Below are 26,354 nucleotides of genomic sequence, written 5' to 3'. Positions count from 1 at the left end.
TAGGTTTCACCGCTCGGGGGGTTGATGCACCGTTCGACGGCGGCCGGCCGTGCCGGAATGGCCGCAGCAGGCCTTCCGCGCGGCGGTCCCGGGGGCGGCTCCGGGACAGGAGCCGCCCCCCGGGGACGCACAGGCACGCCTGCCGGTCCGGCAGAACAGGTCAATCGCCCACGTGGATGCCGGGGCGACGACCGGGATCGGGTTCATTGCTGCGGATGATCTCGCGAGTGACGGGAGCCGTGTCACCGCGCCCCAGGAGGAAGTAGCGGAACATGTGCTTCAGGGGGCTGCCCTCAGCCCAGGCGAAGTAGCAGTGCGGCTTGACGCCGGTGGTCTCGCGCAGCGCCAGGAGGATGGCCGCGATGGCGTTCGGGGCGGCCGGGGCCTCGGCGCGCAGGACGCGGTACGGGCCTACCTGGATGCCATGGATGGTGAGGGTGTCGCTGAAGTCGGAAGGGTCGACCACATCGATCTCGAGGAACAGTACGTCGGCGGGCCCGGGGACGGGATTGGTGCCGCGCTGTTCGAGTTCTTTGGCGGAGTACTCGGCTTCGTCGCCGGCCTGCCGGCGGTTGGCGATGATGTTGATGGACTGGTCGTGGGCGAGGGTATCGGCGATGAACCGCCGGGCGGCCTCATCGAAGACGAGGCGGTCGGCGCGCAGTTCAGTGGTGCGCGAGACGCGTGAGACCAGCGAGACGATGATGATGCCGAGGATGAACATGCCCGATATGGCGATGCCGTCGGGCTTGTCGATGATGTTGGCGACCAAGGCGTAGAAGAGCACCGCGGTCAGCAGCGCGAAACCGACGGTGGCCGTGCGTTTGCGGCGGCGTACGACGGAGACGGTGACGGCGAAGGCGCCGGAGACCATCATCGCCAGGATGCCGGTGGCGTAGGCGCCGGCCTGCTTGTCGACATCCGCGCCGAACGCGATGGTGATCAGGACGCACAAAGCGGTGTAGACGATCACCACGGGGCGTACCGCGCGGCCCCATTCGGGGGCCATTCCGTAGCCGGGCAGGTAGCGGGGCACGATATTGATCAGTCCGGCCATCGCCGACGCGCCGGCGAACCAGAGAATCAGGATGGTGCTGATGTCGTAGACGGTGCCGAACGCCTCCCCCACGTGCTCGTGCGCGAGCCACGCCAGGGCACGGCCGTTGGCCGCGCCGCCGGGCTCGAACTGCTTGTGGGGGATGAGGACGGTGGTCGCGAAACTGGCGGCCAGTAGGTAGACGCTCATGACGAGCGCCGCGGTGGTGAGCAGTCGGCGGGTGTTGCGGATCCGGGAGTGCAGACGCTGTTCAGCGTCGGCGGCGTCTGCGGTCACGAGCGGCATCATGCTCACGCCGGTCTCGAAGCCCGACAGGCCCAGGACCAGCAAGGGGAAGGCCAGTAGGGCCGGGCCTGCCAGGTCGCCGAAGCCGCCGCCTTCACCGAGGGCGTCGGTCCAGCCCGACACGGCGCCGGGTGTGCTGAAGACATCCGTCAGAGCGACGGCGATGACCACGGCGTTGAGGACCAGGAATACGGCCACCAAAGGGATGGCCACTTTGACGGCCTCGCTGAACCCCAGCAGAAAGACCCCGCCCAGGATCAGAAGCAAGACCACGGTGAGGACGACCTCATGTCCGTGCAGAGCCTGAGGGAAGAAGGGATTCTCCACCACGTGGACGGAGGCATCCGCCGTGGACAGGGTGATGGTGATGATCCATGAGGTGGCGACGAAGCCGAGCAGGACCAGCACGAACAGTTTCCCCCACCAGAACGGCAGCAAGTCCTCCAGCATCGCCACCGATCCGGCCCCGTGCGGACTCTCCTTCGCCACCCGCCGATACATCGGCAGCATGCCCAGCAAGGTCAGCGCCACGATCAGCAGCGTCGCTAGGGGCGAGACGGCGCCGGCAGCCAGTGCGGCGATCGCAGGCACATAGGCGAGGCTGGAAAAGTAGTCCACGCCGGTCAGGCACATCACCTTCCACCAGGCATGCGTCTCCGCGTGTCCTCCATCCGCCGCCGGTCCGACCGGCTGCACCTGATGACGCAACATCCACCGCGCAAGACGGCCTCGCGGCCCGATCCGCAGAGCCGGACTGTCCACGACCTCGGGGACGAGCGGCTGATTCACATCTTCCATATGCTCCATGAGCCTTTCCTGGTTCCCATCGACGCAGCGCACCACTCGGAATCCCTGCCCGCGGCACGACCACCGAGTATGAGACCTGCCGCCCGCCGATCCGGCTGGTCAGGGTAGCCGCGCCCCACCTTCTTCCCCACATCTGTCACACCGAAGACGAACCGTTGGTCGCCCCAGCCGATCCCGCGCAGGGCCACACACGACGCGGCCGAAGCAGTGCGGGAGTTCCTCCAGTGGACCCGGAAGGAAATCACAGTCGTGGCTCGACAACCTGGCCCCTCGGTCACGGGGCGGGCGGAGAAGGGAAGACATCGGCGACGGCTGCCGACTCCGCTGAGAGCGCGCGAGAAAGGCGTGGTACACCCGAAGCGTCAGTTGGAACGCGTTCCTCGGGTGATTCGCGGCGCCCGCGCAGAGATCGTCGCCGCGACCGGACACGGACCGCAGATCGACCACCCCGGCCTCATCAACGCCCGGCCGCTGAGCTTCATGGAAGACATCGACTCCCCCAGCTTGCGACGCCCCAGGACGTCACAGACGCGTAGCCGGTGAGACCTCGGACGACTCGCGGACCCTCGAAGTGGTGGCAGAAGGTCGACGGATAACGGACGCCGCTGAGCACCCACAGACCGAAGCGGTCGGATGCTGCTGCGGTCCCGCCACGGGCCCCTGATCCAGGACCGGCCGCTCGGCCTGGTGGGGGCCCGCGAGGCAACCTGAGGCCCTGCTCCCGCTCTGCGAACGCAATACGGCCGGCGACTGGAGCGCGGACTCCACCCTCGCCGACAACTACGGCTGGACTTGGTCGAAGAGGGCGACGGCTTTGGCGGGGTCCGGGCTCACGAGGCGTTCCAGACCGGCCGTCGTGATCTTCGCCCACCTGCCGGCCCGTTCCCACATCTGTTCCTCGAAGGCGCGGACGGCCTCGTCCAGATCTTCAGGGCCGGCGGCGATGGACTCGGCGAGTTCGGCGCCTTCCAGCATCGCGAGGTTCGCGCCCGCCCCCAAGGGGGGCATCAGATGGGCGGCGTCGCCCAGGAGCGTCACCCCGGAGACGTGGGTCCAGGTGTGGGACACGGGCAGGACGTAGAGGGGGCGGTGGACGAAAGCGGTGCCGTGGCGGAGCAGGTCAAGGACGGGAGCGGCCCAGCCGTCGAACAGAGCCAGCAGTCTCGACCGCACGGTCTCGACGTCGGCCCGGTCCAGGTTCGTGTGCCGGTCCAGCGGCGCGCGGAACTGGGCGTACACCTTGACGTGGCCGCCGCTGTTGCGCTGGGCGACGAGAGCTCGGTTCACCCCGTACACGGCCACGGAACCGTCGCCGATCAACCGGGCGAGGTCGGGGTGGCGGGTGTCGACGTCGTCGAGGGAGGTCTCGACGTAGGTGACGCCGGTGTAGTGCGGGGTCACCGACGAGACTGCCGGGCGGATCCGGGACCAGGCGCCGTCCGCGCCGACCACCAGGTCGAACGTTTCCTGTCGCCCGTCCGCGAAATGTACCCGTGCGCCATCCGGGGTTCCCGGCACCACCTGCGTCACGCTCCGGCCCCACTGGACGTCGAGGGGGCCGAGCAGCAGGTCACGAAGGTGCCCGCGGTCGATCTCGGGATTGGCCCGGTCGTCTGGACGGGGTCGCCAGTCGCGTAGGACGGTCCCGGTCGTATCCAAGATGCGCATGGCCTGTCCCTCGGGGCGGGACAGCGCCCGGAACTCCGCCAGCAGCCCCGCCTTGTCCAGTGCGAGCTGGCCCAGCCCTTCGTGCAGGTCCAGCGTGCCGCCCGGGGGGCGGGCGCCGGGGGCGGGATCGCGTTCGAAGACGGCGACGGGGTAGCCGTGGCGGTGCAGGACACGGGCGAAGGCAAGGCCGGCAGGGCCGCTCCCGACCACGGCGATTCGAGGTCTCATTCGATACACTGTATTTCTCCGATATATTGTATTGCAAGAGAACGGTGTGACCATGACTGTGTGGGACCGGCCGGAACCGCCGACCCGCCCCGTGCCGCTCGACCGGGAGCGGATCGTCGCCGCCGCCATCGCGCTGGCCGACGAGGGCGGGTTGGAGACGGTGTCGTTGCGCAAGGTCGCCGCCCGGCTGAATGCCGGCCCGATGCGGCTGTACGGATACTTCTCCACCAAGGAGGAGCTGTTCGACCTCATGGTGGACGAGGTCCAGGCCGAGATCCTCACCGAGGAGCAGCCCGGTGACTGGCGCGAGGCGCTGCGCATCCTCGCCCATCGCACCAGGCAGGCCGCTCTCCGTCACGAGTGGCTGGCCGACCTGCTCGGCAGCCGCCCGTCCCTGGGCCCGAACGGTCTCGCCGTGACCGAGGCCACGTTGGCGGCCCTCGACGGCCTCGCCGACATCGACACCGTCATGCGCGCCGTGGAGACTGTCAGTGCCTACTTCACTGGCGCGATCAGGCGCGAGATCGCGAACCTGCGGGCTGAGCGCGTCACGGGCCTGTCCAAGCGCGACTGGCAGCGCGCCTCCGGCCCGCATGTGACCAGGATGTTGGCCACGGGCCGCTTCCCGGCACTGGCCAAGGCCGTGTACGACGGCACGGACGTGGACGCCGAATCATCCTTCGCGACCGGCCTGGACTGGGTCCTCGACGCCGTGGCCGCCAAACTCACCCGGCTTTGATCGTTGTGATCAGTCCGGGATAGCTCCGTGACGGTCGCGCAAGCGGTCGCAAGCCGTTCCGGACCGATCGGGACGGTGAGTGCGACGACAAGGTCGGCACCACCACATCGACCATCCGGTCCTGGCCGCCTCCGGTTGACCGCTGCGCCGCACCCTGTGGTGGCACGCGACCGTCAAGCCGATTGCAGTGAACAATCCAGCTCGCGATCACCCTCTCCCCAGGGACGACGGTGTGCTGCCGCTCGGCGGCCTCGACCGCAGCCTCGGCAAGGGATCCGGCGTTACGGACCTTGCGATCGGCCAGCCACTTGTCTGCCGCGCGACGCCGGTCCGGCGGATCGCGGTCGGGCATCCGCAGCCCGCCAGAGGCTGAGCGGGCCGGTGTCGGTCACGTCCAAAGCCCCTTCCGGTGCCGTGAGATGCTCAGCAGAGTGCCGCGCGGGCCGGACGGGGGCGTGCGGTAGCTCGTGGACATGACGGGTCCCCGGCGCGTGGCGCCGGGGACCCGGGTCGACCCATGAACTCGGGACTACCGCTCCGTCGTCCCGTCGCCTCCGTAGGAGCGGCGCACCGCGTCGGCAGCCTTGTCGGTCTGGGCGTCGTACTTGTCGCCCGTACGCTCGTCGACCATGCGCTCAGCGCCCGTGACGCCCTTGTCGGCCTGGTCGGGGTGGCTCTTCGCCATCTCCTTGGCCTTGTTCGCCATGTCGCCCAGCTTGCCCATGGTTACCTCCTGAGAGCTTACGCAGGTTGTGCCAAGGCGACGGGTACCCGCGGTGTCCGGTCTCTCACCACCTTTTCCCGCCCGAACCGCTCGGTGACGACAAGTTCGGACGGCTGAGGCGCCACATCACCGACCCCTTCACCCGGTTGGGGAAGTGGTCCGGACGAGACGGTTCAGTGGCCCCCGCCGCGAATGACCCACTTGATCCACGAACGCAGGCGCGTGGCGTCGCCGAAGGACGCGACGTCCGTCCTGTCCGATGCGGACAGGACGCCCACGAGCACCTCCTGGCCCGTTGTGTCGAACGCCGTTGCCGGGCCGCCCGAGTCACCGCCCACAGGAAGACCGCTGCCGCGCTGAACGCAGAAATCCCCGGTCCCCACGAGCAGGTCACACCGCCGGTCGGAGTGCGCCACGATCCTCACCTGTGCCTGCTTGAGGACGTTCGACTGACACGAGGTCTCGTTCCTCGGCGGCGCGCACGTGGCTCCCCAGCCGTAGGCCCGCACGCTGCGGCCGACCTTCACGCTGGTGCCGGTCCCCCGTTCGATGGGCTCGATGTCCAGGCGGGGCACCCGCACGAGCGCCACGTCGGCTCCGGGAGCGAACACGGTGCCGTTCTCGACGCGACGCACGACCTTCCCGTGCCGCTGGTCGAGGCTGCCGACGCGGAACGTGATGTCCCAGTTGTCGTAGCGGACGCAGTGACCGGCGGTGATCACCCACTCGGGAGCGACGACGGCGCCCGTGCAGGACGGCTCACCGTCGATGTACACCCGCACCGCCCACGGCCCGTGCTTGCTGACCGTGCCGCCCTGGATGGCAGAGGCCGGTCCTGCCGCCGCCATGAAGGAGGCGATGAGGGCGCATATCGCGCCGTACGCACGTATCTTGCTCAACATGTGTGTTCCTCGGTTGGTAGGGGCGGACAGGGAGGCGGCTCATGCACCGCGTCCGTGCGTGCCAGTCGTACGCATCCGCAAGAGTGAGGCGGCCCTCCGGGCGGTTCCGTCGACGCACGATCCGTGCACTGTGGGACCAGAGTTGTTCCCTCCGCGCTGTCGTCCCGTCAGATGGCGGGGTGTGACGACCATCGGCGTGGCGAAGGCCGGGCGACTACCGTTGAGTTCCGTTCGCTGGGCGTTCCACCGATGCTCCCTGTCGCGCGGCAAATCGGAGCAGCCTGCCCCACCACCACTCCCGCCCGCCCCACCCCCGTCCGCTTCGCCCTCAAGCCCCATAGAGGAGCGCCCCAGGCGCATCGCAAAGCCGCCGTCAGCGCAGCTCACCGCCTGACGTAGTGGCCCCCGGACACCAGCCGCAACGCAGCGGAATGATCACCTGGGGGCAGTTTTCCGGTAGCACCCCAACGACACCCCCGAGCACTGCCGAGCCGGTCGATCCGGTTGTCGAGGATGAACCTGGCGGGCGCGGTGCGTCGCAGCGTGAGCGGCCCCGGCCGCCGGGAGGTGGATGCCGGCTATAGTCACTAGGTCGCGAAAAACGAGGTCCCGCGGGTCCACCCGCCGGACATCGCTCGTACATCGATGCAGATGGTTCTGATCGGTGAGCGTCTCCTGCCGAGACCGGACATCCCGTCCGCTCACGGCGCTGACTATCGCCGACGCGTGTCGGCGCTACAGAGGAGCGCAGCATGCAGAAGACCATCGCCATCGTCGGAGCGGGACTGGGCGGGCTGACGCTCGCCCGGGTGCTTCAGGCTCACGGCGTCGCCGCGACGATCTACGAGGGTGAGGCTTCGGCGTCGACCCGTGCCCAGGGTGGCCTGCTTGACATCCACGAAGAGATCGGACAGGTCGCGCTTCGCGCAGCTGGTCTGTACGACGAGTTCCTCACTCTGGTCCGCCCGGGCGAGGACGCCAAGCGTGTGGTCGACCGCCACGGCGTGATCCTGTTCGACATGCCTGCGGACCCCGGTTCGGCCCGTCCTGAGGTGGATCGCGGCGAACTCAGGCGCCTGCTCATCGACTCGCTGGCGCCTGGGACGATCAGGTGGGGTCACAAGCTCGCCTCGATCCGGCACCGTGTGGAGGGCGGCTACGACCTCGCCTTCGCGGAAGGTTCCGGCACGCGCGCCGACATCGTCATCGGCGCGGACGGTGCCTGGTCGAAAGTGCGTCCGCTGCTCACCCCCGCCAAGCCTCTCTACAGCGGAACCTGCTTCATCGAGATCGCCCTCGCCTCAGGCGGCCAGAACTATCGGGCGAGCGTGGCCGCGATCGGCAGCGGCACGCTGATGGCGGTCGCGCCAGGCAAAGGCATCATCGCCCATCGCTACGCCGACGGGCACGTTCGCGGATACGTGGCGCTGAACAAGCCCGAGGAGTGGATGAGGTCGATCGACTTCGGCGACCCGTCCGCCGGCCTCCGCCAAGTTGCCGATGAGTTCGACGGCTGGTCGCCACTGCTCACCGCCTTCGTGACAGAGAGCGACGCGGAACCGTGGCTCCGACCCATCTATGCCCTTCCCGTCGGGCTCAAATGGGACAGGGTGCCCGGCGTGACGCTCGTCGGCGACGCCGCGCACCTGATGTCGCCCTTCGCCGGCGAAGGCGCGAACCTCGCCATGTACGACGGCGCTGAGCTGGCGAGCAAGCTGGTTGAGCAACTCGACATCGAGGTCGCGCTCACCGCCTACGAAGAGCGGCTGTTCCTGCGTAGTAGCGACGCCGCCAGCCGCTCGGCGCAGAACCTGGAAATCTTCTTCGGCCGGGAAGCACCGCAGAGCGTAGTCACTCTGTTCGATCACTCCTGATACCCCCCTCCGGGTTCGCGATCTTGCCGCGGACCCGGAGGGGAACGGGTACGGCCATCGCGTGATCATCGGGGGTTGTGTGGACTCCTGAAGATCGTGCGGTGGCCGCACGGCATAGCCCAGACTCTGCCCGTTGGCAGGCGATGTTCGACCAGGCCGTGGCCCGGATCGCGGTCCGGTTCCGGCGGGTTGAGCCCCGCGCGTCGGCCCGCTCCTACCTGCTCGGGCTGCTGTCGGGCGTGGAGCGGAAGAACTGCTGGCAGCTGGCCGAACAGGCGGGCCATACGCGACCCGGGCCGATGCAGCGGCTGCTGCGCTACGCCCGTTGGGATGCCGATGCGTTCCGCGACGCCCTGCGTTCCTACGCCGCGGAACACCTCGCCGCCCCCGACAGTGTCCTGATCGTGGACGAGACCGGCTTCCTGAAGAAGGGCCGGTCCTCGGCAGGGGTGCAGAGGCAGTACACCGGCACCGCGGGACGCATCGAGAACTCCCAGGTCGGCGTTTTCCTTGCCCTGGCAACCAGCCGGGGACGTGCTCTGATCGACCGTCGGCTCTACCTGCCCGAGCATTCCTGGGCCGATAATCCCGAACGCCGCCGCGCTGCCGGGATACCCGACGAAGTGCGGTTCCAGACCGAGCCCCATCTGGCCGGGGAGATGATCGCCGCAGCGCTGGACGCCGGAATCACTGCGTCCCGGGTGACCGGCGACGAAGCCTACGGCCAGGACCCGCAGCTCCGCGCCGTCCTTGAGGCACGCGGCACCGGCTTTGTCCTGGCTGTCGCCTGCTCGACGCGGGTGAGGATCAACCACGGCCGCACTGCCGTTCGCGCGGACACCCTTGTCGGCCGACTGCCCGTCACGGCCTGGCATCGTCACAGCGCCGGCAACGGCGCGAAAGGTCCTCGTTACTACGACTGGGCCTGGATCCACATCGGCATCGGCGCGAACCGGCACCTGCTGATCCGGCGCAACCGCTCCACCGGTGAACTCGCCTTCTATCTGTGCTGGTCACCCGCCACGGTCTCCCTGGCCGAGCTGGTCCGCGTCGCCCGTGTCCGCTGGAGCGTGGAGGAATGCTTCCAAGCCGCGAAGAGCCAGGTTGGCCTGGACCACTACCAGGTGAGGCACTGGACCTCCTGGCACCGGCACATCACGCTCGCCATGCTCGCCCTGGCCTTCCTGACCGCCCGACGCGGCACCACAACGGCCCGCCGGTCCACACCACTTCGACCACAGCCTCGATCTGATCACGCTGACCGCGCCGGAGATCCGCCGTCTCTTCGGCGCCGTCCTCAACCCGCCTGCCGTGTCGACGGCCAGGCTGCTGCACTGGTCCATCTGGCGCCGACACCACCAGGCAACAGCCCGACGCAGCCACTACCGACGACGAACCCCCGACGAATCCGCCGAGTACATCGCGAAAGCAGACTGGAGTACTAGGCGTCCCGATCCCGCTGACCAGTCCGGCCCTGGTGTCCGACCCCAGTCAGCACGTGGGGCGGCGGCACCCGGTGGCCGGCCTTCGTGAAGACCTCCAGGGCGGGACGGGAGGCCCGGCCGCACGCGGGGCCGCCTCCGGGATCGCCCGGCACCCGCAGGTGCCCAGCTGACAATCACTTGATCAAAATGGCAGTGCCTGCACTGCTGTCCGAATTCCCTCTCGGCACCAGATATGACGCCGCGTCCATCGTGCAGCGGCGAAGCGGACCGATTTCGGCTACGCAACGTCCCTGCGTGACCAGCACGCCGCAAACGCGTCATCCGGATGGCATGGACCCAACGGGACCAGATTCGGCCATCACTTCACTGTCGCACAGTCTTCCGATTGCTATTCTCCGCGCGCTCGGAGACGATCGCGGATCACGAGGGATGCGAGGGATTCTGCTGGTGACGGCGAGACTCCGGGGGATAGAATATCGCGCGCTGCTCGCGATGGCGGTCGGGGTGGGGTGGCGGTCGAGGTGGGGGCAGGGGTGAAGGCAGCGTGATCGAGCTGCAAAAACAGCGACCCGGTGCGGTCCTTCCCGAGGTCGTGAGTGTGCGTTTGCTTTTATCGGCCTCTGGCGCTTACAGCTCACCCACAACATCCTCAGGCGGTCATCACAAAGCGGTCCGCGTAGCAATGGGCCCTTTCCTCCGTGACGTTCGCGGCCGGCGTCCGCGCCTGGTGTCGCGAAGCGGACGTGTAGCGAGAAGCGGGTGCTTCGTTTGCATGACAAGAGAAGTGTGGAGTGTGATGCCATGAACCGAGTCGGCAGAGACTCGCGCCGGTTAGCCTGGAGGCTTGTGGAGCCGCCGGCACGCATCGGGTTATCCGTTCTGTTGCTGGCCGGCGGCGCCGTGGGAGCGACGGCTGGACGGGCCGCCGCTTCGACCGCCGACGGCACGCTGACGGTTGAGGTGCTGCGTGACTTCTTCGGCACCGGCGTGCTCAACGCGACGATGGACGTGCCGCAGCGGGGCATGAAGGTGGAGATCTCCGACCCCGCTGGGCACGACGTCACCGGCATCACGGATGCCACTGGAAAGGTGGTGGTGTCGGGATCGACGGTGCTGAGCGGCGGCCGGTACCGCGTCGACGTCAGCGTTCCGGCGCCGTACAGCGGCTATCTGCGGGCGGCGCCCGCGTCGACGGCGGAGAACCACTTCGACAGCTTCACGTCGTTCGTGAACGTGTCGGACGGGAAGGACGCCTCGGTTGTGACGGGGGTGTGGAATCCGGCCGACTACGCACTGCCGGACTCACGGTATTTCGTCCCGGTCCAGAACGGCGCCAACGGGACCGACACCCGGGCCTTGGTGGCGTTCGGGACGAAGACCCGAGGCACGTGTCCCACCGATGTTTCGTGCCCGGCCACGCTGGCCACGCAGGCCCAGGTGGGCACGACATTCGGGTTGGCGTACGACAAGTACCGGAGCCGGCTGTTCCAGAGCGCGTTCGCCCGCCGCTACGCGCCGTACGGGCCCAAGGGCGGCGGCGCGATCTACACGGTGCCGGTCAGCGGCTCGGGTGCGCCGGAGTTGTTCGCTCAGGTGCCAGGCGCTGCGGTGACGCCGCACGACACCACCAACATGCTCAAGGATCCAGGGTTCACCGACGCACCGGGCAAGGAGGGCATCGGAGGCCTGGCCCTGTCGGAGGACGGCTCGACGCTGTACGCGGTGAACCTGCTGACCCGCAGCCTGGTGAGCTTCGACGCGACGGGGGCCACCGCCTCGCGGCTCGAGTCGACGGTGCGGATCCCGGACCCGGGGTGCGCAAGCCCTGGTGACTGGCGGCCGTTCGGTCTCCAGGTCCACGACAACACGCTGTACGTCGGAGGCGTGTGCAGCGCGGAGAGCACGCAGCGGCGCGCGGACCTGAAAGCCGTCGTCTCCACCTACGACGACAAGCGGAAGCGGTTCACCATGGTGCTGAGCCACCCGCTCACGGACAAACGCGGCAGCGTCTTCGGTGCCGGCGACAAGGCCACCCACTGGAACCCGTGGAACACCGGCCTGGACACATGGGACGACCGGAAGACGGGCAACGTCTTCATCGATCCGCAGCCGGAGCTGGCCTCCCTCGCCTTCGCCCGCGACGGCTCGATGATCCTGGGTTTCCGGGACCGCTTCATGGACGCGCTGAGTTGGGGAGGGCTGGACCCCCGCCCGGGGACGGACACGGCGGAAAACGGCATGTCCGGTGGCGACATCACCATGGTCTGCGCCACTCCCACCGGTGAATACCAGTGGGAAGGGACCGGGAACTGCCCCAACCACGCCACCCCCGCCAACAACGGCGGCCAGGCAGCCGATGTCGTCGAATACTTCCCGGGCGACTTCTACGCCAACGCGCACCAGGAGACCGCGCTGGGGTCGGTGGCCTACATTCCGCAGCAGCAGTGGGTCGTCAGCACGGAGTTCGACCCGGTCGTCAACGTCGCGACCTCGGGGACCGGGTACCACGACATCCGGACCGGTCAGGGCCCGGGCAACAATCCGACTGCCAACGGGTTCCAGTTCGTCAGCCAGGCACAGGGCGGGTTCGGCAAAGCCGGCGGGCTCGGTGACATCGCGTACGCGGCGGCGAACGCGCCGATCCAGATCGGCAACGTCGTGTGGTTCGACGGTGACCACAACGGCATTCAGGACCCGGGGCACGTGCTGCTGCCGGAAGCGACGATCAACCTGCTGGACGCGGACGGCAAACAAGTCGCCACAACCAAGACCGATGCCTCCGGCGAGTACTACTTCGGTGGTGTCGGCGCCGCGTACCAGCTCACCCCGGGCGCGAAGTACACGGTGCAGTTCGACGTGTGCACCGCGGACACCAGCAAGGTGCCCGGCCAGCCCCCCGCGAGCGAGCTGCGGTTCACGCTCCCGCGAGCCGGTTCCGACCCTGCGCATGACTCTAATGTGACCCCGCCGACCACCGGGCCGTTGTGCAACGGCCAGGCGCCCGTCACGGCGCCGGACAAGCCGGGCGGGGTCGATCACACGATCGACGCCGGGGTGTACATCCCGAAGGCAACCCCGACCCCGCATCCGTCCCCGACTCCGACTGCGACCCCGAGCTCGCCACCGGCCTCGCCGCCGTCTTCTACGCGGCCGTCACCCGCTCCCCCTGCCAACAACCCGGCCCCGGCCGGTGGGGACACGGGTTCGCTGGCGCACACCGGTATGGCCGGGCTGCCGGGGATGATCGCCCTGGTCGGTCTGCTGGTGGGTGCGGGCCTGGTGATCGCGTACGTGACCCGGAAGCGCCGCGCCCGGCAACACTGAACGAACCGCACAACGGTGATCCGCCCGTCCGCGATCCGGACGGCGCGGACGGGCGGATCACGTCTCGGCCGGCCCACGAGGGCCGGCCTTCGCGTCGTCCGCCACCGGACTGCCGATTGCCGCCGCGAGCATGCGGCGGCCGACCAGTGCGGTGGCTGAGAGGGTGAATCACACGAGTGTCAGCGTCGAACCGCGTGCGGAGCGGGAAAATCCATCACACTCCACCGGGTCGTGCGGCTGACCGGCGCCGATGGCTGCGGCCACGCCGGGCGGCAGCCGTCATCGGCACAGCGGCCGTCGCGGTGGCCGCGTTCTTCCTCGCCGGCAGCGGCTCCGGCCCCAGCGGTCCGCGCGCACTGACGTCGGACGAGGCCAACCGGCTGGCGATCACCCGGTTCCGCAACTACGAGGCGCACGGCCGCGCGGTGACGATCACCGTGCCGGGCACCGCCGGTCGGCTGACCGTCACCGGGTCCGTCGACTACCGGGGCAAGGTCGGTTACGGCGTGGTGCACGGCACCGGGCGTGACACGTCCAGCGACGGGCTGATCCAGTGGACGACCACCTCCGTGTCGGTCCACCCGATGGCGAACGCCCCGGCGCAGGCTCCCGCGTCGCCCTCCCGTTCGGGCTGGTACGACCGTCCACTGCAGTCGTCCGGCAGCGCGCTGGACACCTCCCTGTCCATCGCGCTCGGTCTCGGCAGCGACCGGCCGGACAACGCCGAACTGCTGCCTCAGAACGGCGCCGCCTGGCGGGGACGCGACCGGGTGGCCGGGCATCGGGTGGACGTCATGTCCGGGCCGTCCTCCCCTGACCGCTCCGGTACGGAGGGCAACGCGCGCTACTGGATCGGCTCCGACGGCACCATGTACCGGGTCCGCGTCAGCGTGAGTTCGCAGCCGGAGCCGGTGGTCATCGACTTCGACACCCACAAGTATCTTGCGGTCAAGCCGGTGCCCGGGGTCACCCCCAGGCGGTAGCCGCTGTTCAGGACGTCCGCACCCGCGCTTTTGCGGCGAGCAGGGACGCGGACGGCAGCGGGATGCCGGCCGTGTCCGGCAGATCAGGAACGGCTGGGACAGCGGTGGCGCCCGTCGTGAGCGCGTTGGGGAACTGCGGCTGCGGGCCAGGTGCCGCGACCTCGGTGAACGGGATGCCACCGGGTGCCGTCGGCATCGCCCACCTACCGGCCGGCGAGGACGACCGGGCCGGGGCCGGGCAGGACGCGGTTGTCGCGAGCCGGGCGGGCACCGTGGCGCGCAGCCTGTTGCCGCGCAGGCAGTTGCCCCGTCCCCGCGTGGCGGTGGGGAACGTCCAGCCGACGTCGACGCCGTTCTCGGCGAAGGTGTTGTCCACGATCTGGTTGCCGACCGGAGCCATGTCGCCGGTTGCGGTGATCACCAGCCCGGCGTTGCGGTTGCCGGCGATACGGTTGCGAATGAGCTGGTTGTCGCTGCCGCCGTCGATGCCTATGCCGGTGCCCCACCCGCCGTCGGCCTGCTCCGGGGTGGCCGACTGCTGGTTGGCGGCGATCAGATTGCCCGCGATGACGGCTCCCTCCTGCGGGAGCAGCTTCTCCTGGTGGTCGGAGTTGGTGGTGAGTCCGACCCGGTTGCCGACCAGGCGGTTGCCGACCACGTACATGTCGCCGCTGGCGTTGGTGCCTTCGTAACCGACCGCGTTGAGTTCGGCTACGTTGTCCCGCACCACGATGTGACACGGCTTGCACTGCCCGACATAGATCCCCGAGTCGGCCCCGCCCGAGGCGTACGAGTGCTCGATGACACCGTTCTGCGCGGAGAACGCGTAGATGCCGTACAGACCGTTACGGGTCGCGGTCACATACGAGACCAGGAACGACTTCAGGAAGGTGACGGGCTCGTCTCCGGTGTCGTAGCCGCCGCTTTGCCCCGGCAACCCGGCGGCCGCCTTCGCCGAACCGGTGACCAGCACGCCGTTCTGCGTGTTGTTCTCCACGGTCAGGTTCTCCACGGCCACCCCGGGAGCCGCGACGACGACACCGTTCGGCTGCTGCAACCGCCCGTCGATGACCACCTTGTCCCGTGACTCGCCGCGAAGGGTGACGCGCGCCGTGTCGATCCTCACTGACTCGTGGTAGACCCCCGCAGCGACCAGCACCAGGTCACCGGGCCTGGCCAACGACACCGCGTCCGAGATCGTCGGGGCATCGGCAGGTACTCGGATCGTCACATGCGCACCGGCCGGACGCCGGCCTGCACTCGATCCGCTGTCGCCGCCGCCGCAGCCGACCGCAAGTGTCAGCGTGCCCAGTACCGCCGCCAACACGCGAAGAGCTGATCGAGGCATGACCCCAGTCTGACATACGACCAATTCGTTGCCAGAATAACGGGGTTGACCGGCACGCACCGTTCCGGTGTGGCACTGTGCACCCCATGCACGGAGCCGATCACCACCCGTCGCGCCGGACCTTCCTGGACGTCACCGGCGCCATGGTGGCCGCCGGTCTTGCCGCCGGGTGCACGCCGGACTCCGCCCGGCCAGGCGGGCACGCCGCTCCCCCAGCGGCCACACCTATGCCGGTTGTGGCGACGGGCCGGCATCAGGCAGGTATCACGCTCCCCCGGCCGGCCCAGCCCAACCTGCTGGCCGTGGTGGCCGACCTCGGAGCCACCGTGGCTCCCGGCCGGTTACTGGCCGAACTCGGCCAGGCCATCCGCACACTCACCGCGGGGACCGACCCGCGGCTGCTGGGACTGCCGCCGGGCGACCTGACCGTGACCGTCGGCGTGGGCCCCCGGCTGGTGCGCACCGCCGGGGCCTCGCTGCCCGGCACGGCCGACCTCCCGCGATTCTCCCGCGAGCGGATCGCCCCCCAGGCACGCGGCGGTGACCTGCTGATACAGATCTGCGCCAGCGACGCGCTGCTCCTACCGGTCGTCGCCGCCGCGCTCCTTCACCAGGCCGGTGACCGCATCCGCGAACGCTGGCGCCAGTCCACACGCCGCGGTACGGCCGTGCCCGTCGGCAACGGTCTCACCGCGCCACGAAACCCCCTCGGATTCATCGACGGCATCGTGGGGCCGCACACGACCGCCGAACTACAACGCGACCTGTGGCTGGCCGGACCCCCCGCGGTCGCCGGCGGGACCCTTGCCGTACTGCGGCGCATGGAACTCGACCTCCCGCGCTTCGCCGCCCTGTCCGTGGCCGAGCAGGAAGCCGTCTTCGGACGGCGCCGGGCCAGCGGAGTTCCCCTCTCCGGCGGCCCCGTCGCATCGGGCCCGGACCTCGGCGCCAAGACGCCGGACGGGCGCTATCTCGTCCCCGCCAACGCCCACGTGCGCAGAGCGCACGCCACGGCGGTCGGGGTCGGCCTCATGCTCCGCCGCTCCTACAGCATCGACGATCCCGCCCCCGGCCTGCTCTTCATCAGTTTCCAGAACGACCTGCGGACCTTCACCGCCACCCTCACCCACATGGACACCTCCGACGCACTGCTGCCCTTCACCACCACAACCGCCAGCGCGACCTTCCTGATCCTCCCCGGCTTCGACCGGCAACGCCCACTCGGTTCGCAGCTGTTCGGCTGAAAGCGCCGCGCCCGTGGCTCCGGCTTGATCAGGCGGCTGCCCGGGCGGCGGACTCACACCGGGAAGGAGCCGGGAGGGGGCTCCCCGGCCGGCCGTGCCGCCGCCACCCCCCACAGCGCCGATGGCACCCCGCGAAGCGGACCCGCGGCGCGTCCTGGGGTGGCTGTCTCGCCCACCGGTTCGGGTGTGGGACGTGCGAGTCGGTCGTGACCAACTGGCACGCCGGCCCGGCGGACGCCGTGCCGGCGGCCTGACCACGTACCGCGCCGCACTCCCGGTGCGACGGGCGGATGCCGCGCACCCGGCCTCACCAGGCGCCCGGAGGGGGCTGCAGCAGGGACCAGAGCGCAGACCCTCGAAGACCGGCCCGGACCCCCACCACCCGCGCCCCGGCACCGACCGGCTCGTGACTTCCCCGGGTCAGGGCCAGGCCAGCCGCTCGGGCGGCTGGATCAGCATCCGGCGTGCCTGCGTGGACCGCACGTCCGGCTGTGCGACGACGTCGAGCACCGCGCCATGCTCGGCATCGCCTGCCTGCACCACCTCACCCTCACCAGGTGGCCGCGAACGGCGAATCGCTGTGATCCCCGCAGCAGGTTCTCAGCTGCCTTGCTCCGCCAGCGACTTGATGCCGCGAAGGGTGGCCTCCATGCCGGCGCGCAGCTCCTGCATCCGGAAGGCGATGATCTCCTCCTCCCGGTTCGGCCAGCGCTCGAGGGCCAGTGTGACTCCGCTGCGGCCCGGCCCGATGAGGGCCGACTGCCGCAGCCGGGTGCCCCCGCCCTCGGCCTCGAGTTCGTAGCGCCAGGACGCCATGGATTTCGCCGGATCCAAGACCGGCTCTCCGTACCGGCCGTCCGCGTCCGTGACGACCCAAGCGAACACCCGCTGTTCGTCCAGCTCGACCACATGGGACACCGTTCGCCACTCGCCGAGCTGCTGGTGATGGTTGTAGCCCTCGAAGCACGCACCCACCAGGGGCCGTTCCGCGTCATCGAGCCAAGCGACACGCTGCAACTCCGGGCTGAGCCGGGCGGGCAGACGAATGTCGGTCACCAGCTCCCAGACGCGCGGCACGTCTGCCTCCACATGAACATCACATTGCACGCTCGGGCCATCGGCAAATCTCATGTCGTCCCCCAATGTCAGATGCCGGAACCGTCCACGGCCATGATCGGCCTTGGTCCAGTTTCGCAACAGCTCCTTCAGGGCCACGACAGCGGTCGGTGGTCCGCCATCTCAGCGCTTGTCAGCCTTCCACGCCGACAAGCGCGAGCTGACCTGTCGGTTCGGCGGTTCGAAGGCAGGGGCGGTAAGTGCCCTGCGACACGCGACAGGCTGACAGCCGGGTCGGTCACGGCAGGGAGACCGGTCACGGTGCCCGTGTCCCTTCGGTAACGGGGCGGTCGGCACCCGTCCGGCACCTTCGCCGGTCCGGATCCGTACGAAGGCACCGGACGGGTTGCCGCCTGGGCCCTGCGACGATCTTCCGGCACTCCCATAACCCAGTCAATCCTTGAGAGAACTCCATATACCCAAGGTGTAGCTTGGGTGTGTGACTCTGGATGACCTGCGCGTGTTCGTGGCCGTGTGCCGGGCAGGAAGCCTCAGTGCCGTGGCCCGTGACCTGTCCTGTACGCAGTCCGCAGTGAGCCAGCACGTCAAACGCCTGGAGCGGGAGACGGGTATGAGCCTGTTGGAACGCCAGCCGCGCGGGGTCGTTCCCACTGCGGCGGGGCGCATCCTGCGCGATGCCGCGGCCGACGGCATCGCCGGGCTCGACCTCGCGCTGCGCCGCCTGGGCGATCTCGTGAACGGCGAAAGCGGTTCCGTGCGCATCACGACCGGCGGAACTACCGTCCGGCACTTCATGGCCGAAGCGATCGTCTCCTTCCGCCGGCGCTACCCGAAGATGAGCCTGGAGTTCCAGACCGAGACCTCCAGTCGCGGGTGCTTCGACGCCCTTCTGGCCGGCAACCTCGACCTCGCCTGGATCACCGTCGGCGGCCCGGTGCGCGGCATCGAGCAGCGCCCCGTCGTCGATCTGCCCTGGGTGCTCGCCACTCGGTACGACGATCCGCTCGCCGCCCGGCCGCGCATCGACGCCTGCGACCTCAAGGGCATCCGCCTCGTCCGACTGCCGCCGAACTCCACCTCCGGCGCCCATTTGGACACCGTCTTCGCCGAACTGGGGATCCGGACCGGCTCGGACACCAGCGTCGCCGACTGGGACACAGCCCTGCTCCTTGCCGAACTCGGCCTGGGGCACGCCGTCGTCCCCGCCGTACCGGGTCTGCCCGCACCGGGTGACGGCAGCCCCTTGCGTCTCATTCCCATTCCGGCGCTGCCGCCGCTGTCGGTCGGCTGGGCCGTACGCCGCTGGGACGCCCTCTCCCCGCTGGCTCGGAGCTTCGCCGACGCCGTCGCCGCGAGTTGTACGAAGTCGCGCATCACTGCGTGAACACGATCCGTACGAGAAGACCGGCGGCCTCGGACGCCACGTTGTTCCTCCGGGCGTTGCCGGGCGGCGTTGCGGCGCTGTCAGCCCCGGGTCGAGTTCCGCTGGGCGAGTCACCGGTCACCGAGGCGGCGGGCGCTGCTCCCGCAGGTGGTGGTCCCGCCGCGGCCGGGAACGGCGGTGACGAGGTTCCGGCGGTTTGCCGGGTGTCCATGGCCGGGCCCTCGGACCGCGTGGCTCTGACGGTGCGGGCGGCGCCGGTGTCCTGGCGACGCGCAAGCGGATGGAGGGGACTACGCTCCGGCCGGCCGGGGCGAGTTCCGGTCCAGGCGGCCGAAGTCCGAGTCGCAGGGCCAGCTGCAGAACCCGGCGCGCTCGACCTCGTCGTAGAAGGGGACGCCGTCGTCGCCGCGGTGGGCGGCGCGGTCGTGGTGGAGGTGGACGAGCGGATCGCGGTGGCGGTCCATCGGGCCGTACCGTTCGGCCCGCCACACGAAGTCCTGGTCCTCGCCGCCCCAGCCGCAGAAGCGCTCGTCCATGCCGCCGATGCGGGTGAACAGGTCTTCGCGCAGCCAGACGCAGCCGCCGGGAGGCCGGCGCAGGTGGACGCCGCGCAGCCGGTCCGGGCCGGTGTCGGGGGCGGCGTCCAGGCAACGGGTGCGGACGGCTTCGGCGCTGGAGGCGGGGTCGAGGAAGAGCATGTCCTCGAACGGCCAGTGGGCCTGGGTGCCGGGCCGCCGGAACCGTTCGGCCGCCCGGGCGACGAAGTCGCGGTCGACGAGGATGTCGCCGTCCAGGACGCAGACCAGTTCGGCGGGGCGGGCGCCGTGCACCACACCGACGTTCACGGTCCACGACTTGTTGAACCGGCCGGGGTCGGGCGCGAACACATAGGCGTCGCAGGCTTCGGCGAACAGCTCGCGCCAGCGGGGCCGTCCGTCGCTCTCGACCACGACGACGCGGTAGCGCTCGCGGGGGTGGGACTGGTCGGCGAGCGCGTTGAGGACGGCCGCCAGGTTGCGGACCCGGCCGGTCGCGTCGTCGGGAGCGCGGAACGGGATGACCACGGCGGCGTCCACGGGATGGGTGCCGCGGTGCGGCTTGCTGGCGAGGGCGGCCAGCAGGTCCGCCGTGTCGGGTGCCTCGGCGGCCGGCCCCGCCGCTGCCCGGCCGGGCATACCGGGCTGGACGAGCAGCCGGGACAGCGATTCGGTACGGGCGGCGGCGGTGCGCAGCGCGTCGACGCCCTCGTTCTCGCCGCCGGGGCGGCGCAGCAGGGCGGTGAGCGCGGTGGTGAGCTGTGCGGCGGCGGTGCCGTCGGCGGGGTCCTGGGCGAGTCGGGCGGTGGCGGCCCGGACCCGGTCGTCGTCGAGGGCGGTGAGCGCCTTCGCTGCGGCGTGGTGGGCGTCGGCCGACCAGTTCCAGTAGTCGGGGGCGACCGCGCGGGAGACCGGGTCGTGGACCAGGACGAGGCTGCTGGTCGCCGCGGCGGCCAGCGCGGCGGGCTCGGACGGACGGGCGGCGGACATGGGTGGCGATCTCCCCAGCGGTGTCGGTCGGGTGGTACCGGGCGGGTGGTGCCAGAGCGGATGGTGCCGGAGCGGGACCGGGGGTCCGGCACGGCCGGCGTGCGGGCCTGGCCGGGCCCGGGGGGATCAGCTGCCGTCGGTGCTCTCTTCGAACAGTTCGTCGACGGTGCGGCCGGGGAAGCGGTGGACGTGGTCGGCGAGGGCTTCCTGGCCCCGCCGCCCGACGAAGGTCGCCAGCAGCGCGTCGTCGCAGGGCAGGCCGTGGCTGGTGAACAGGCGGGTCCGGGCCGCGCGGCTGCGGTGCTCGGTGGCCACCAGGGTGCCGTCGAGGTCGAAGAGCGCGGCCTTGGCGTGGAGGTGGTGCAGCGCGGGCTCGGTCATGACAGGTCGTCCTTCGTCGTGCGTTCCTCGGGGGAGCGGCCGGGGCGGTCGACGGTGGGCGTGGTGTCGTCGGGGTACCCCTCGGGGGTGAACACCGCGGCGGCCGCGCCGGTTGCAGCGACCGCGCCGGCCGGGTCGGGTGCGGTGGCCACGGAGCGGAGCGCGGCCAGGGCGCACAGGGCGCTGACGAGGGCGAGCCCGGCGCAGGAGCAGGCCCAGGCGGCGGTGGGTCCGGCCCAGGCACTGCGGCCGAGCCAGGAGTGGACGGCGCCGAACAGGGCGACGCCGGTGACGCCGACGACGGTGGACAGGGTGTTGACGGTGCCGCTCAGCGTCGCGGCGTACCTCGGCGGGACGGCGCTGGTGAGCACGTTGAGCAGGGCGGTGTGGGCGAGGCCGAGACCGAAGCCGCCGACGCACAGGACGGCGGTGAGCGGCCAGATGCCGGTACCCGCTCCGGCGGGCACGACGGGGGCGAGTCCGTACGCGGCGGTGAGCAGGGCGCAGCCGGTGAAGGGCAGGAGGCGGACGACGGCCCGCGGCGCGCGGCCGAGGACCGGGCCGGCGAGGCCGAAGGCGCAGACCCAGCCGAGCGGGACGAGGCCGGCCTGCCAGGCCGGCAGCCTCAGCACCTCCTGGAGGTGGAGGGAGAGCAGGTAGAGCATGGCGATGTAGGTCAGCGTGGTACCGGCGTAGGCGGCCAGCGACCAGCGGACGGTGGGGGCGCCGAGCGGGCGCAGGTCGAGGGCCGGCTTGCCGCCGCGGGCGACGACCCCCCGTTCGGTGCGGACGAGCTGGGCGGCGAGCGGTACGGCGGCGAGCAGGAGCAGCCAGATCCAGTCGGGGTGGGTGAGGCTCAGCGGGATGAGGACCGCGAGGGTGGCGGCGGCGAGCAGCACGGTGCCGGGGATGTCGTTGTCACCGCGGCCCGTGCCCTCACGGGTGCCGGTGCCGGCGGGCCGGTCGTGCGGGAGCAGGACGAGCCCGAGCAGCAGGACGAGGGCGACGATGGGCACGTTGAGCAGGAAGACCGCACGCCAACCGGTACCCAGGAGGTCGGCGGAGACGATGGTGCCGCCGAGTACCTGGCCCAACGCGGCGCCGCCGGAGAGGGTGACCGCGTTCCAGCCGAGGGCGCGGGCGCGGTCGGGACCGGTGAACCAGCGGTGGATGCCGACCAGGACCTGAGTGGTCATCAGGGAGGTGGCGGCGCCCTGCAGGCAGCGGCTGGCGATCAGGGCGGCGGCGCTGGTGGCGAGTCCGCAGGCGAGGGACGCGAGGGTGAACAGGGCCAGGCCCCAGAGGTAGACCCGGCGCACGCCGTGGTGCTCGCCGAGCCGGGCGGCGGGGGCGATGAGCACGGCCGAGCAGAGTGCGTAGGCGGTGATCATGAGGGTGAGTTCGGAGCTGCTCACGCCGAGGTCCGCGCTGACGGCGGGTGCGGCGAGGTTGACGATCGCCAGGTCGATGTTCGCCATCGCCTGTCCGATCAGCAGGACCAGCAGGGCCATACCGCTGGGTCCGGTTCGTCCGCCGGTCGTGGCTTGCACAGTGTCTCCCGTCTCCGCTCCCCGCCGGGGAGGTCGGTTCGTCCGCCGGAACATCGACCCGCCCGGCCGGACCCGGACCGGTCCGGTCGGGTCGCGGCCGGTTCGGTCCCGTCGCGGCCGGTTCGGTCGGTGGCCGCGGCTCAGGCGCCGGTGGCGTCAAGGTCGAGGTCCTGGTGGGCGACCGCCCGGGGCAGGCGGGCCTCCAGGGCGGCGGCGCGGACAGCGAGGACCTCGCCGCGGCGGCGGGCGCCAGGCCGACGGGGACGCCGTTGCCCGCCCGGCCGACCGGCTCCCTGGCGGCGGGTCTGGCGATCAGGTCGAACGAGCGGGTGACGGGTCAGCCGACGAACGCGTCGACGGCCTGGCCCTCGACGGTGCGGGGGCCGACGGTGTCGCGCCCTGCGGAGCGGGGAACGCCCGATGCGGTCGAGCACCGCCTGGACCGCCTGGACCGCCTCGACCGGGGAGGTCGCCCGCCCGCGGATCGCCAGGGCGAGCCGGGGAGCGCTCGGTTCGGTGGATTCGCCCATCTCACGCCTCGCACTGGGTAGTCGGGTGTCTCGTCGGATGTCCGTACCGACCGTCCGCATCGACAGGTCTCCATCGACTGCCTTCATCGAGTCGGGCGTGAGGGGAAACACCGGGCGCGGCGGTCGGGTTGCACGGGGGTGGTACCAGGGGACACCGCGGGTGCCGTAGCCGTGGCTCCGGGTGCTGGCGGTGTGACTCGCCTCGCGGTCGGACCACGATGCTGGCGAGGCCGGATATGCCCACCAGGTGGATGACCGCCGCGGGTGCGGACGCAGGCCCCGCGCGGTGGTGGCGCTCACCCGGTCACGCACCGGACACCCCGCTCTCGCCCGCCCCTGAGGCCCCCTGGGCCCGGCCTGGCGCAGCCGGTCAGGCAGGCGTGCGCCACGTCGTCCGCCGCCACCGGCCCGGCGCCGTGAACCACCGGCCGGCGGTGGACGCGGGGGCGCCGCGGACTGTCACGCGTGGCCCTCGCCGTAGAAGCGCACGTAGTCGACGGTCATCGTCGCGGGGAACGGCGTCGAGGCGTCGGGAGGGCCGGGCCAGTCGCCTCCGACGGCGACGTTGAGCAGAAGGTGCATGTCCTGTTCGAAGACCCAGTCGCGTGGTTCGGGCAGTTTCGACGGGGTCAAGGTGAAGTACGGCTTTCCGTCGACGGACCAGGTGATGCGGTGCGGCTGCTTGTCGACGGCGTAGGTGTGGAAGGACCGCGAGGCGTCGGCGGGGAGGGTGGTGGAGCCGCCGATCCCGTGCTCATTGAAGTAGGACGGCCCGTGCGCCGTGCCGTACACCGTTCGCGGTTCCCCGCCGACCACCTCGCAGATGTCGATCTCTCCCTGGCCGGGCCACTCGACTCCGTTGTCTCCCAGCATCCAGATCGCCGGCAGCAGTCCCGTGCCGGTGGGGGTCTTCGCGCGGATCTCCACACGTCCACGGGTGAGTGCGACCTTCCCCTCGGTGGTGAGACGGGCCGACGTCCAGCGACAGAACTTCTGTGTGTAGCAGGGCAGTTCTGATCCGGTAGGGGCAGGCCGCGCCGAGATCAGGAGGTGACCCGCGCCGTCGAGAGCGGAGTTGGCCACCTCGTCCGTGTAGTACTGCAGTTCGTTGTTGCCCCAGCCCTCGGCGTCCCGGTTCCCGATCTCGGTGTTCCAGGACTCCTCCGAGGGGCGTGTGGCCGCAGCTCCGTCGAACTCGGCCCGCCAGAAGGGCCTTTCTGCGGGCGCGGGGGAATGCGCATCTCCAGCGGAGGCGCATCCGCCCAGTAGTCCGCCCAGCGCCAACATGAGTGTCAGGCGGGTACGTCGGTTCACCGTGCTGCTCCTGGAAGATGGTGCGGAAGACGGTGAGCACGGTCGTGTCGCTCGGGCGTGGAGTGACACCGCCTCGACATCACCGACGCCCGCTGGGGCATTCACTGTCCGAAAGCCGTTACTGAGACTGCGTGCCGTCCTCTTCAACGGAGACGTCGCCCCCTACTGGCACTAGCACGCCGCCCGTGAACGCCTCTACGCCGCACGCGACCGGCGGACCTACGCATCCAACACCTGATCCCGACGGTCGTTCGCAACGGACTGCACCCCACCGCAGGCCCTACTCGGGGCACCGGCGGCCGAGAGCGCGCGCGTTCACCGACCGGCGCCGGCACATGTCCGCCATCGCCCGCGCACCACCACACTACCTCGCGCTCCCGCTCCGAGCCGTGGACACCGAGGTCATGCCGGGGGCGCACCGGCCAGACCTGTCAGGTCCATTCGACGAGACGCGGGCCTGGTGAACTCAGGCCTTCTACGGGTGCCGGGAACGTGCCGTCGGCTACGTCCTCGGTATACCGATGGCATCAAAGGCCCGCGCAACGCAGAGGAAGAACCGTCATGGCGGTTCAGCGGATGGCAACGTCGGCATCGTGGCCGAAGACCTGGACACAGCAGTCGCCTTCTTCACCGAACTGGGCATGGAGGTCGAGGGGAAGGCGCAGATCGAGGGCCTCTTCGCGGACCAGGCCGTCGGACTGAACGGCGTCCGCAGCGGCATCGCGATGATGCGCACCCCGGACGGTCACGGCAAGCTGGAGCTCGCGCAGTACCACATCCCCGCGGCGATCGGCGACGGATCGCTCAACCCGCCGCCGAACACGCCACGCATGCACCGGGTCATGTTCGCTGTCGACGACATCGACGACACCATCGCCCGCCTGCGCCCCATGGCACCGAACTGCTCGGTGAGGTGGCGCGGTACGAGGACATGTACCGCCTCTGCTACCTCCGCGGCCCCTCGGGCACCATCCTCGCCCCGGCCGAACGGATCAGCTGACGGCTCTTCGCGGCCGACCTGCGAGCAGTCATCCGCTGGATGGATGACGGTCAACGGTGCCGTCCGGCCCTGCCTGGCCTCAACGTCCGGCCCGGCGCACCGGCACACGGCGATCGCGGTGAGGCGTCGTCCCGAGGCCGGACGAGGCCGAACGCGGACTGGACGGTGATCGGACGCCCGCGCTGCTCGACGGTGAGACCAGCGAGGTGACCGGCGCGAAGGCACCCCGTCCTGGCGTCGGTCGCTGACGTTTCGACGGCTTGGCCGAGCACCGCACCTCGCTGCGGGAGCCGGTGTCGCACCCGGCATGACGAGGCGGTCCTCGGTTGCCGACGTGCTCGGCCCGGGGCCGGGCGGGGACGCCCGGATCGTGGCGGCCGACCCGCAGCCGGAGCGGGTGGCCCGGACTGCGGGGACAGGGCGGCGGGGACAGGGCGGAGGCACGTTGCCCGGCCCGGGTCGTGGTTCGCGTCAGGCTCGACCCTCGGCGCCGCAAGGCCTCGTTTGGGTAACCGAGTTGGGCAAAGGCCGCGTTCCGTGTCTGGTTCGGGCCGATACTGATGACGTGTCGACTTCACCCGAACTCGCGCTCTCCGACGGCACTCCGGTCCGTTTCCTGCTGACCTCTGTCGCGGGTGCGGTGCCTTCCGCCGTGGACGATGACCTTCCCGAAGGGATGGGCCGCGCCGTGCCGGTCGGGGCCGGCAGCCGGGCGGTCGCGAATCTCGCGGCCGACGCGCTGCGCGCCGCCCTGCGCCCCATCGGCCCGCTGTTGCAGGAGGTCCACCACGCGGCCATGGCGGTGCCCGAGCCACCCACCGAGCTGAGCGTCACCTTCGGCGTGCAGGTGGGGCAGGATCTCAAGTTCGGGATCGTCGGCGCGGCCGGGCAGGCGCATCTCACCGTCACGGCCAGCTGGAAGCCGGGCGCGGACGCCGGCGTGACACCCGGCGCGGAGTGACGC

Annotated in this window: 17 protein-coding genes and 2 pseudogenes; 9 read left to right on the top strand and 10 right to left on the bottom strand. The window is 70.5% G+C overall.

Annotation, left to right across the window (positions count from 1 at the left end; genetic code table 11):
• Positions 1-160: 160 nt before the first annotated feature.
• On the bottom strand, positions 161-2,140 hold the full coding sequence (locus tag ACGFT1_RS26160) for an amino acid transporter (RefSeq protein ID WP_373911537.1): 1,980 nt from the start codon (positions 2,138-2,140) through the stop codon (positions 161-163).
• A gap of 789 nt (positions 2,141-2,929) precedes the next feature.
• Positions 2,930-4,045, bottom strand: a complete 1,116-nt coding sequence (locus ACGFT1_RS26155; RefSeq protein ID WP_373911425.1) for an FAD-dependent oxidoreductase — start codon at positions 4,043-4,045, stop codon at positions 2,930-2,932.
• 52 nt (positions 4,046-4,097) lie between these two features.
• Between ACGFT1_RS26155 and ACGFT1_RS26150 the strand changes: the two genes are divergently transcribed.
• Entirely contained in the window at positions 4,098-4,784 is a 687-nt protein-coding gene (locus ACGFT1_RS26150; RefSeq protein ID WP_373911424.1) for a TetR/AcrR family transcriptional regulator, read from the top strand.
• 529 nt (positions 4,785-5,313) lie between these two features.
• On the opposite strand, the gene ACGFT1_RS26145 is transcribed toward ACGFT1_RS26150, so the two are convergent.
• Both ACGFT1_RS26145 and ACGFT1_RS26140 read right to left on the bottom strand, forming a co-directional pair.
• Entirely contained in the window at positions 5,314-5,508 is a 195-nt protein-coding gene (locus tag ACGFT1_RS26145; protein ID WP_373911423.1) for an antitoxin, read from the bottom strand.
• 173 nt (positions 5,509-5,681) lie between these two features.
• Positions 5,682-6,410 (bottom strand): trypsin-like serine protease, encoded by a 729-nt coding sequence (locus tag ACGFT1_RS26140; RefSeq protein ID WP_373911422.1) that lies wholly within the window; start codon positions 6,408-6,410, stop codon positions 5,682-5,684.
• A gap of 752 nt (positions 6,411-7,162) precedes the next feature.
• Here ACGFT1_RS26140 and ACGFT1_RS26135 point away from each other — a divergent pair.
• From ACGFT1_RS26135 to ACGFT1_RS26120, 4 genes and pseudogenes are all read left to right on the top strand, one after another.
• A complete protein-coding gene (locus tag ACGFT1_RS26135; protein ID WP_373911421.1) occupies positions 7,163-8,284 on the top strand; it encodes an FAD-dependent oxidoreductase in 1,122 nt (373 codons plus the stop codon).
• 143 nt (positions 8,285-8,427) lie between these two features.
• Positions 8,428-9,516, top strand: a pseudogene (locus ACGFT1_RS26130) (IS701 family transposase); the annotation flags it as partial.
• Between the two features lie 1,113 nt (positions 9,517-10,629).
• Positions 10,630-13,053, top strand: coding sequence for an SdrD B-like domain-containing protein (locus ACGFT1_RS26125; RefSeq protein ID WP_373911536.1), 2,424 nt, complete (start codon positions 10,630-10,632; stop codon positions 13,051-13,053).
• A gap of 302 nt (positions 13,054-13,355) precedes the next feature.
• The gene (locus ACGFT1_RS26120; protein WP_373911420.1) at positions 13,356-14,036 is read left to right on the top strand and encodes a hypothetical protein; all 681 of its coding nucleotides are present in this window, start codon (positions 13,356-13,358) and stop codon (positions 14,034-14,036) included.
• 7 nt (positions 14,037-14,043) lie between these two features.
• Here the strand turns inward: ACGFT1_RS26120 and ACGFT1_RS26115 are convergent, their stop codons facing one another.
• Positions 14,044-15,384, bottom strand: coding sequence for a NosD domain-containing protein (locus ACGFT1_RS26115; protein WP_373911419.1), 1,341 nt, complete (start codon positions 15,382-15,384; stop codon positions 14,044-14,046).
• Positions 15,385-15,470: 86 nt separating this feature from the next.
• Between ACGFT1_RS26115 and ACGFT1_RS26110 the strand changes: the two genes are divergently transcribed.
• Positions 15,471-16,628, top strand: a complete 1,158-nt coding sequence (locus tag ACGFT1_RS26110) for a Dyp-type peroxidase (protein ID WP_373911418.1) — start codon at positions 15,471-15,473, stop codon at positions 16,626-16,628.
• Between the two features lie 600 nt (positions 16,629-17,228).
• Here the strand turns inward: ACGFT1_RS26110 and ACGFT1_RS26105 are convergent.
• Entirely contained in the window at positions 17,229-17,843 is a 615-nt protein-coding gene (locus ACGFT1_RS26105) for an SRPBCC family protein (RefSeq protein WP_373911417.1), read from the bottom strand.
• Positions 17,844-18,183: 340 nt separating this feature from the next.
• Here ACGFT1_RS26105 and ACGFT1_RS26100 point away from each other — a divergent pair, with 340 nt between their 5' ends.
• On the top strand, positions 18,184-19,089 hold the full coding sequence (locus ACGFT1_RS26100; protein ID WP_373911416.1) for a LysR family transcriptional regulator: 906 nt from the start codon (positions 18,184-18,186) through the stop codon (positions 19,087-19,089).
• A 290-nt stretch (positions 19,090-19,379) separates the two neighbouring features.
• On the opposite strand, the gene ACGFT1_RS26095 is transcribed toward ACGFT1_RS26100, so the two are convergent.
• The 4 genes from ACGFT1_RS26095 to ACGFT1_RS26080 form a co-directional block, all read right to left on the bottom strand.
• Positions 19,380-20,615 (bottom strand): glycosyltransferase family 2 protein, encoded by a 1,236-nt coding sequence (locus ACGFT1_RS26095; RefSeq protein WP_373911415.1) that lies wholly within the window; start codon positions 20,613-20,615, stop codon positions 19,380-19,382.
• A 126-nt stretch (positions 20,616-20,741) separates the two neighbouring features.
• Positions 20,742-20,996 (bottom strand): hypothetical protein, encoded by a 255-nt coding sequence (locus ACGFT1_RS26090; RefSeq protein ID WP_373911414.1) that lies wholly within the window; start codon positions 20,994-20,996, stop codon positions 20,742-20,744.
• The gene (locus ACGFT1_RS26085) at positions 20,993-22,507 is read right to left on the bottom strand and encodes an MFS transporter (RefSeq protein WP_393734053.1); all 1,515 of its coding nucleotides are present in this window, start codon (positions 22,505-22,507) and stop codon (positions 20,993-20,995) included. Before ACGFT1_RS26085 ends, ACGFT1_RS26090 begins: the two co-directional genes overlap by 4 nt.
• Before the next feature lie 1,028 nt (positions 22,508-23,535).
• Positions 23,536-24,390 carry a family 16 glycosylhydrolase gene (locus ACGFT1_RS26080; RefSeq protein WP_373911412.1) on the bottom strand — a complete coding sequence of 285 codons (855 nt, stop codon included), beginning with the start codon at positions 24,388-24,390 and terminating at the stop codon, positions 23,536-23,538.
• Positions 24,391-24,951: 561 nt separating this feature from the next.
• Here ACGFT1_RS26080 and ACGFT1_RS26075 point away from each other — a divergent pair.
• A pseudogene (locus ACGFT1_RS26075) lies at positions 24,952-25,390 on the top strand (VOC family protein).
• Positions 25,391-25,955: 565 nt separating this feature from the next.
• Positions 25,956-26,351, top strand: a complete 396-nt coding sequence (locus tag ACGFT1_RS26070; RefSeq protein WP_373911411.1) for a CU044_2847 family protein — start codon at positions 25,956-25,958, stop codon at positions 26,349-26,351.
• The last annotated feature ends 3 nt before the right edge of the window (positions 26,352-26,354 follow it).

The organism is Streptomyces sp. Y20 (assembly GCF_043195475.1).
GTDB lineage: Bacteria > Actinomycetota > Actinomycetes > Streptomycetales > Streptomycetaceae > Streptomyces.
The sequence above is the reverse complement of the archived record's forward strand: the minus strand, read 5'-3'. Positions and strand labels throughout refer to the sequence as shown.

Bases quoted from the DNA above. Each gene is read 5' to 3' on its own strand.
- ACGFT1_RS26160 (WP_373911537.1), bottom strand. From the start codon at position 2,140: ATGGAAGATGTGAATCAGCCGCTCGTCCCCGAGGTCGTGGACAGTCCG.
- ACGFT1_RS26155 (WP_373911425.1), bottom strand. From the start codon at position 4,045: ATGAGACCTCGAATCGCCGTGGTCGGGAGCGGCCCTGCCGGCCTTGCC.
- ACGFT1_RS26150 (WP_373911424.1), top strand. From the start codon at position 4,098: ATGACTGTGTGGGACCGGCCGGAACCGCCGACCCGCCCCGTGCCGCTC.
- ACGFT1_RS26145 (WP_373911423.1), bottom strand. From the start codon at position 5,508: ATGGGCAAGCTGGGCGACATGGCGAACAAGGCCAAGGAGATGGCGAAG.
- ACGFT1_RS26140 (WP_373911422.1), bottom strand. From the start codon at position 6,410: ATGTTGAGCAAGATACGTGCGTACGGCGCGATATGCGCCCTCATCGCC.
- ACGFT1_RS26135 (WP_373911421.1), top strand. From the start codon at position 7,163: ATGCAGAAGACCATCGCCATCGTCGGAGCGGGACTGGGCGGGCTGACG.
- ACGFT1_RS26115 (WP_373911419.1), bottom strand. From the start codon at position 15,384: ATGCCTCGATCAGCTCTTCGCGTGTTGGCGGCGGTACTGGGCACGCTG.
- ACGFT1_RS26110 (WP_373911418.1), top strand. From the start codon at position 15,471: ATGCACGGAGCCGATCACCACCCGTCGCGCCGGACCTTCCTGGACGTC.
- ACGFT1_RS26095 (WP_373911415.1), bottom strand. From the start codon at position 20,615: ATGTCCGCCGCCCGTCCGTCCGAGCCCGCCGCGCTGGCCGCCGCGGCG.
- ACGFT1_RS26090 (WP_373911414.1), bottom strand. From the start codon at position 20,996: ATGACCGAGCCCGCGCTGCACCACCTCCACGCCAAGGCCGCGCTCTTC.
- ACGFT1_RS26085 (WP_393734053.1), bottom strand. From the start codon at position 22,507: ATGGCCCTGCTGGTCCTGCTGATCGGACAGGCGATGGCGAACATCGAC.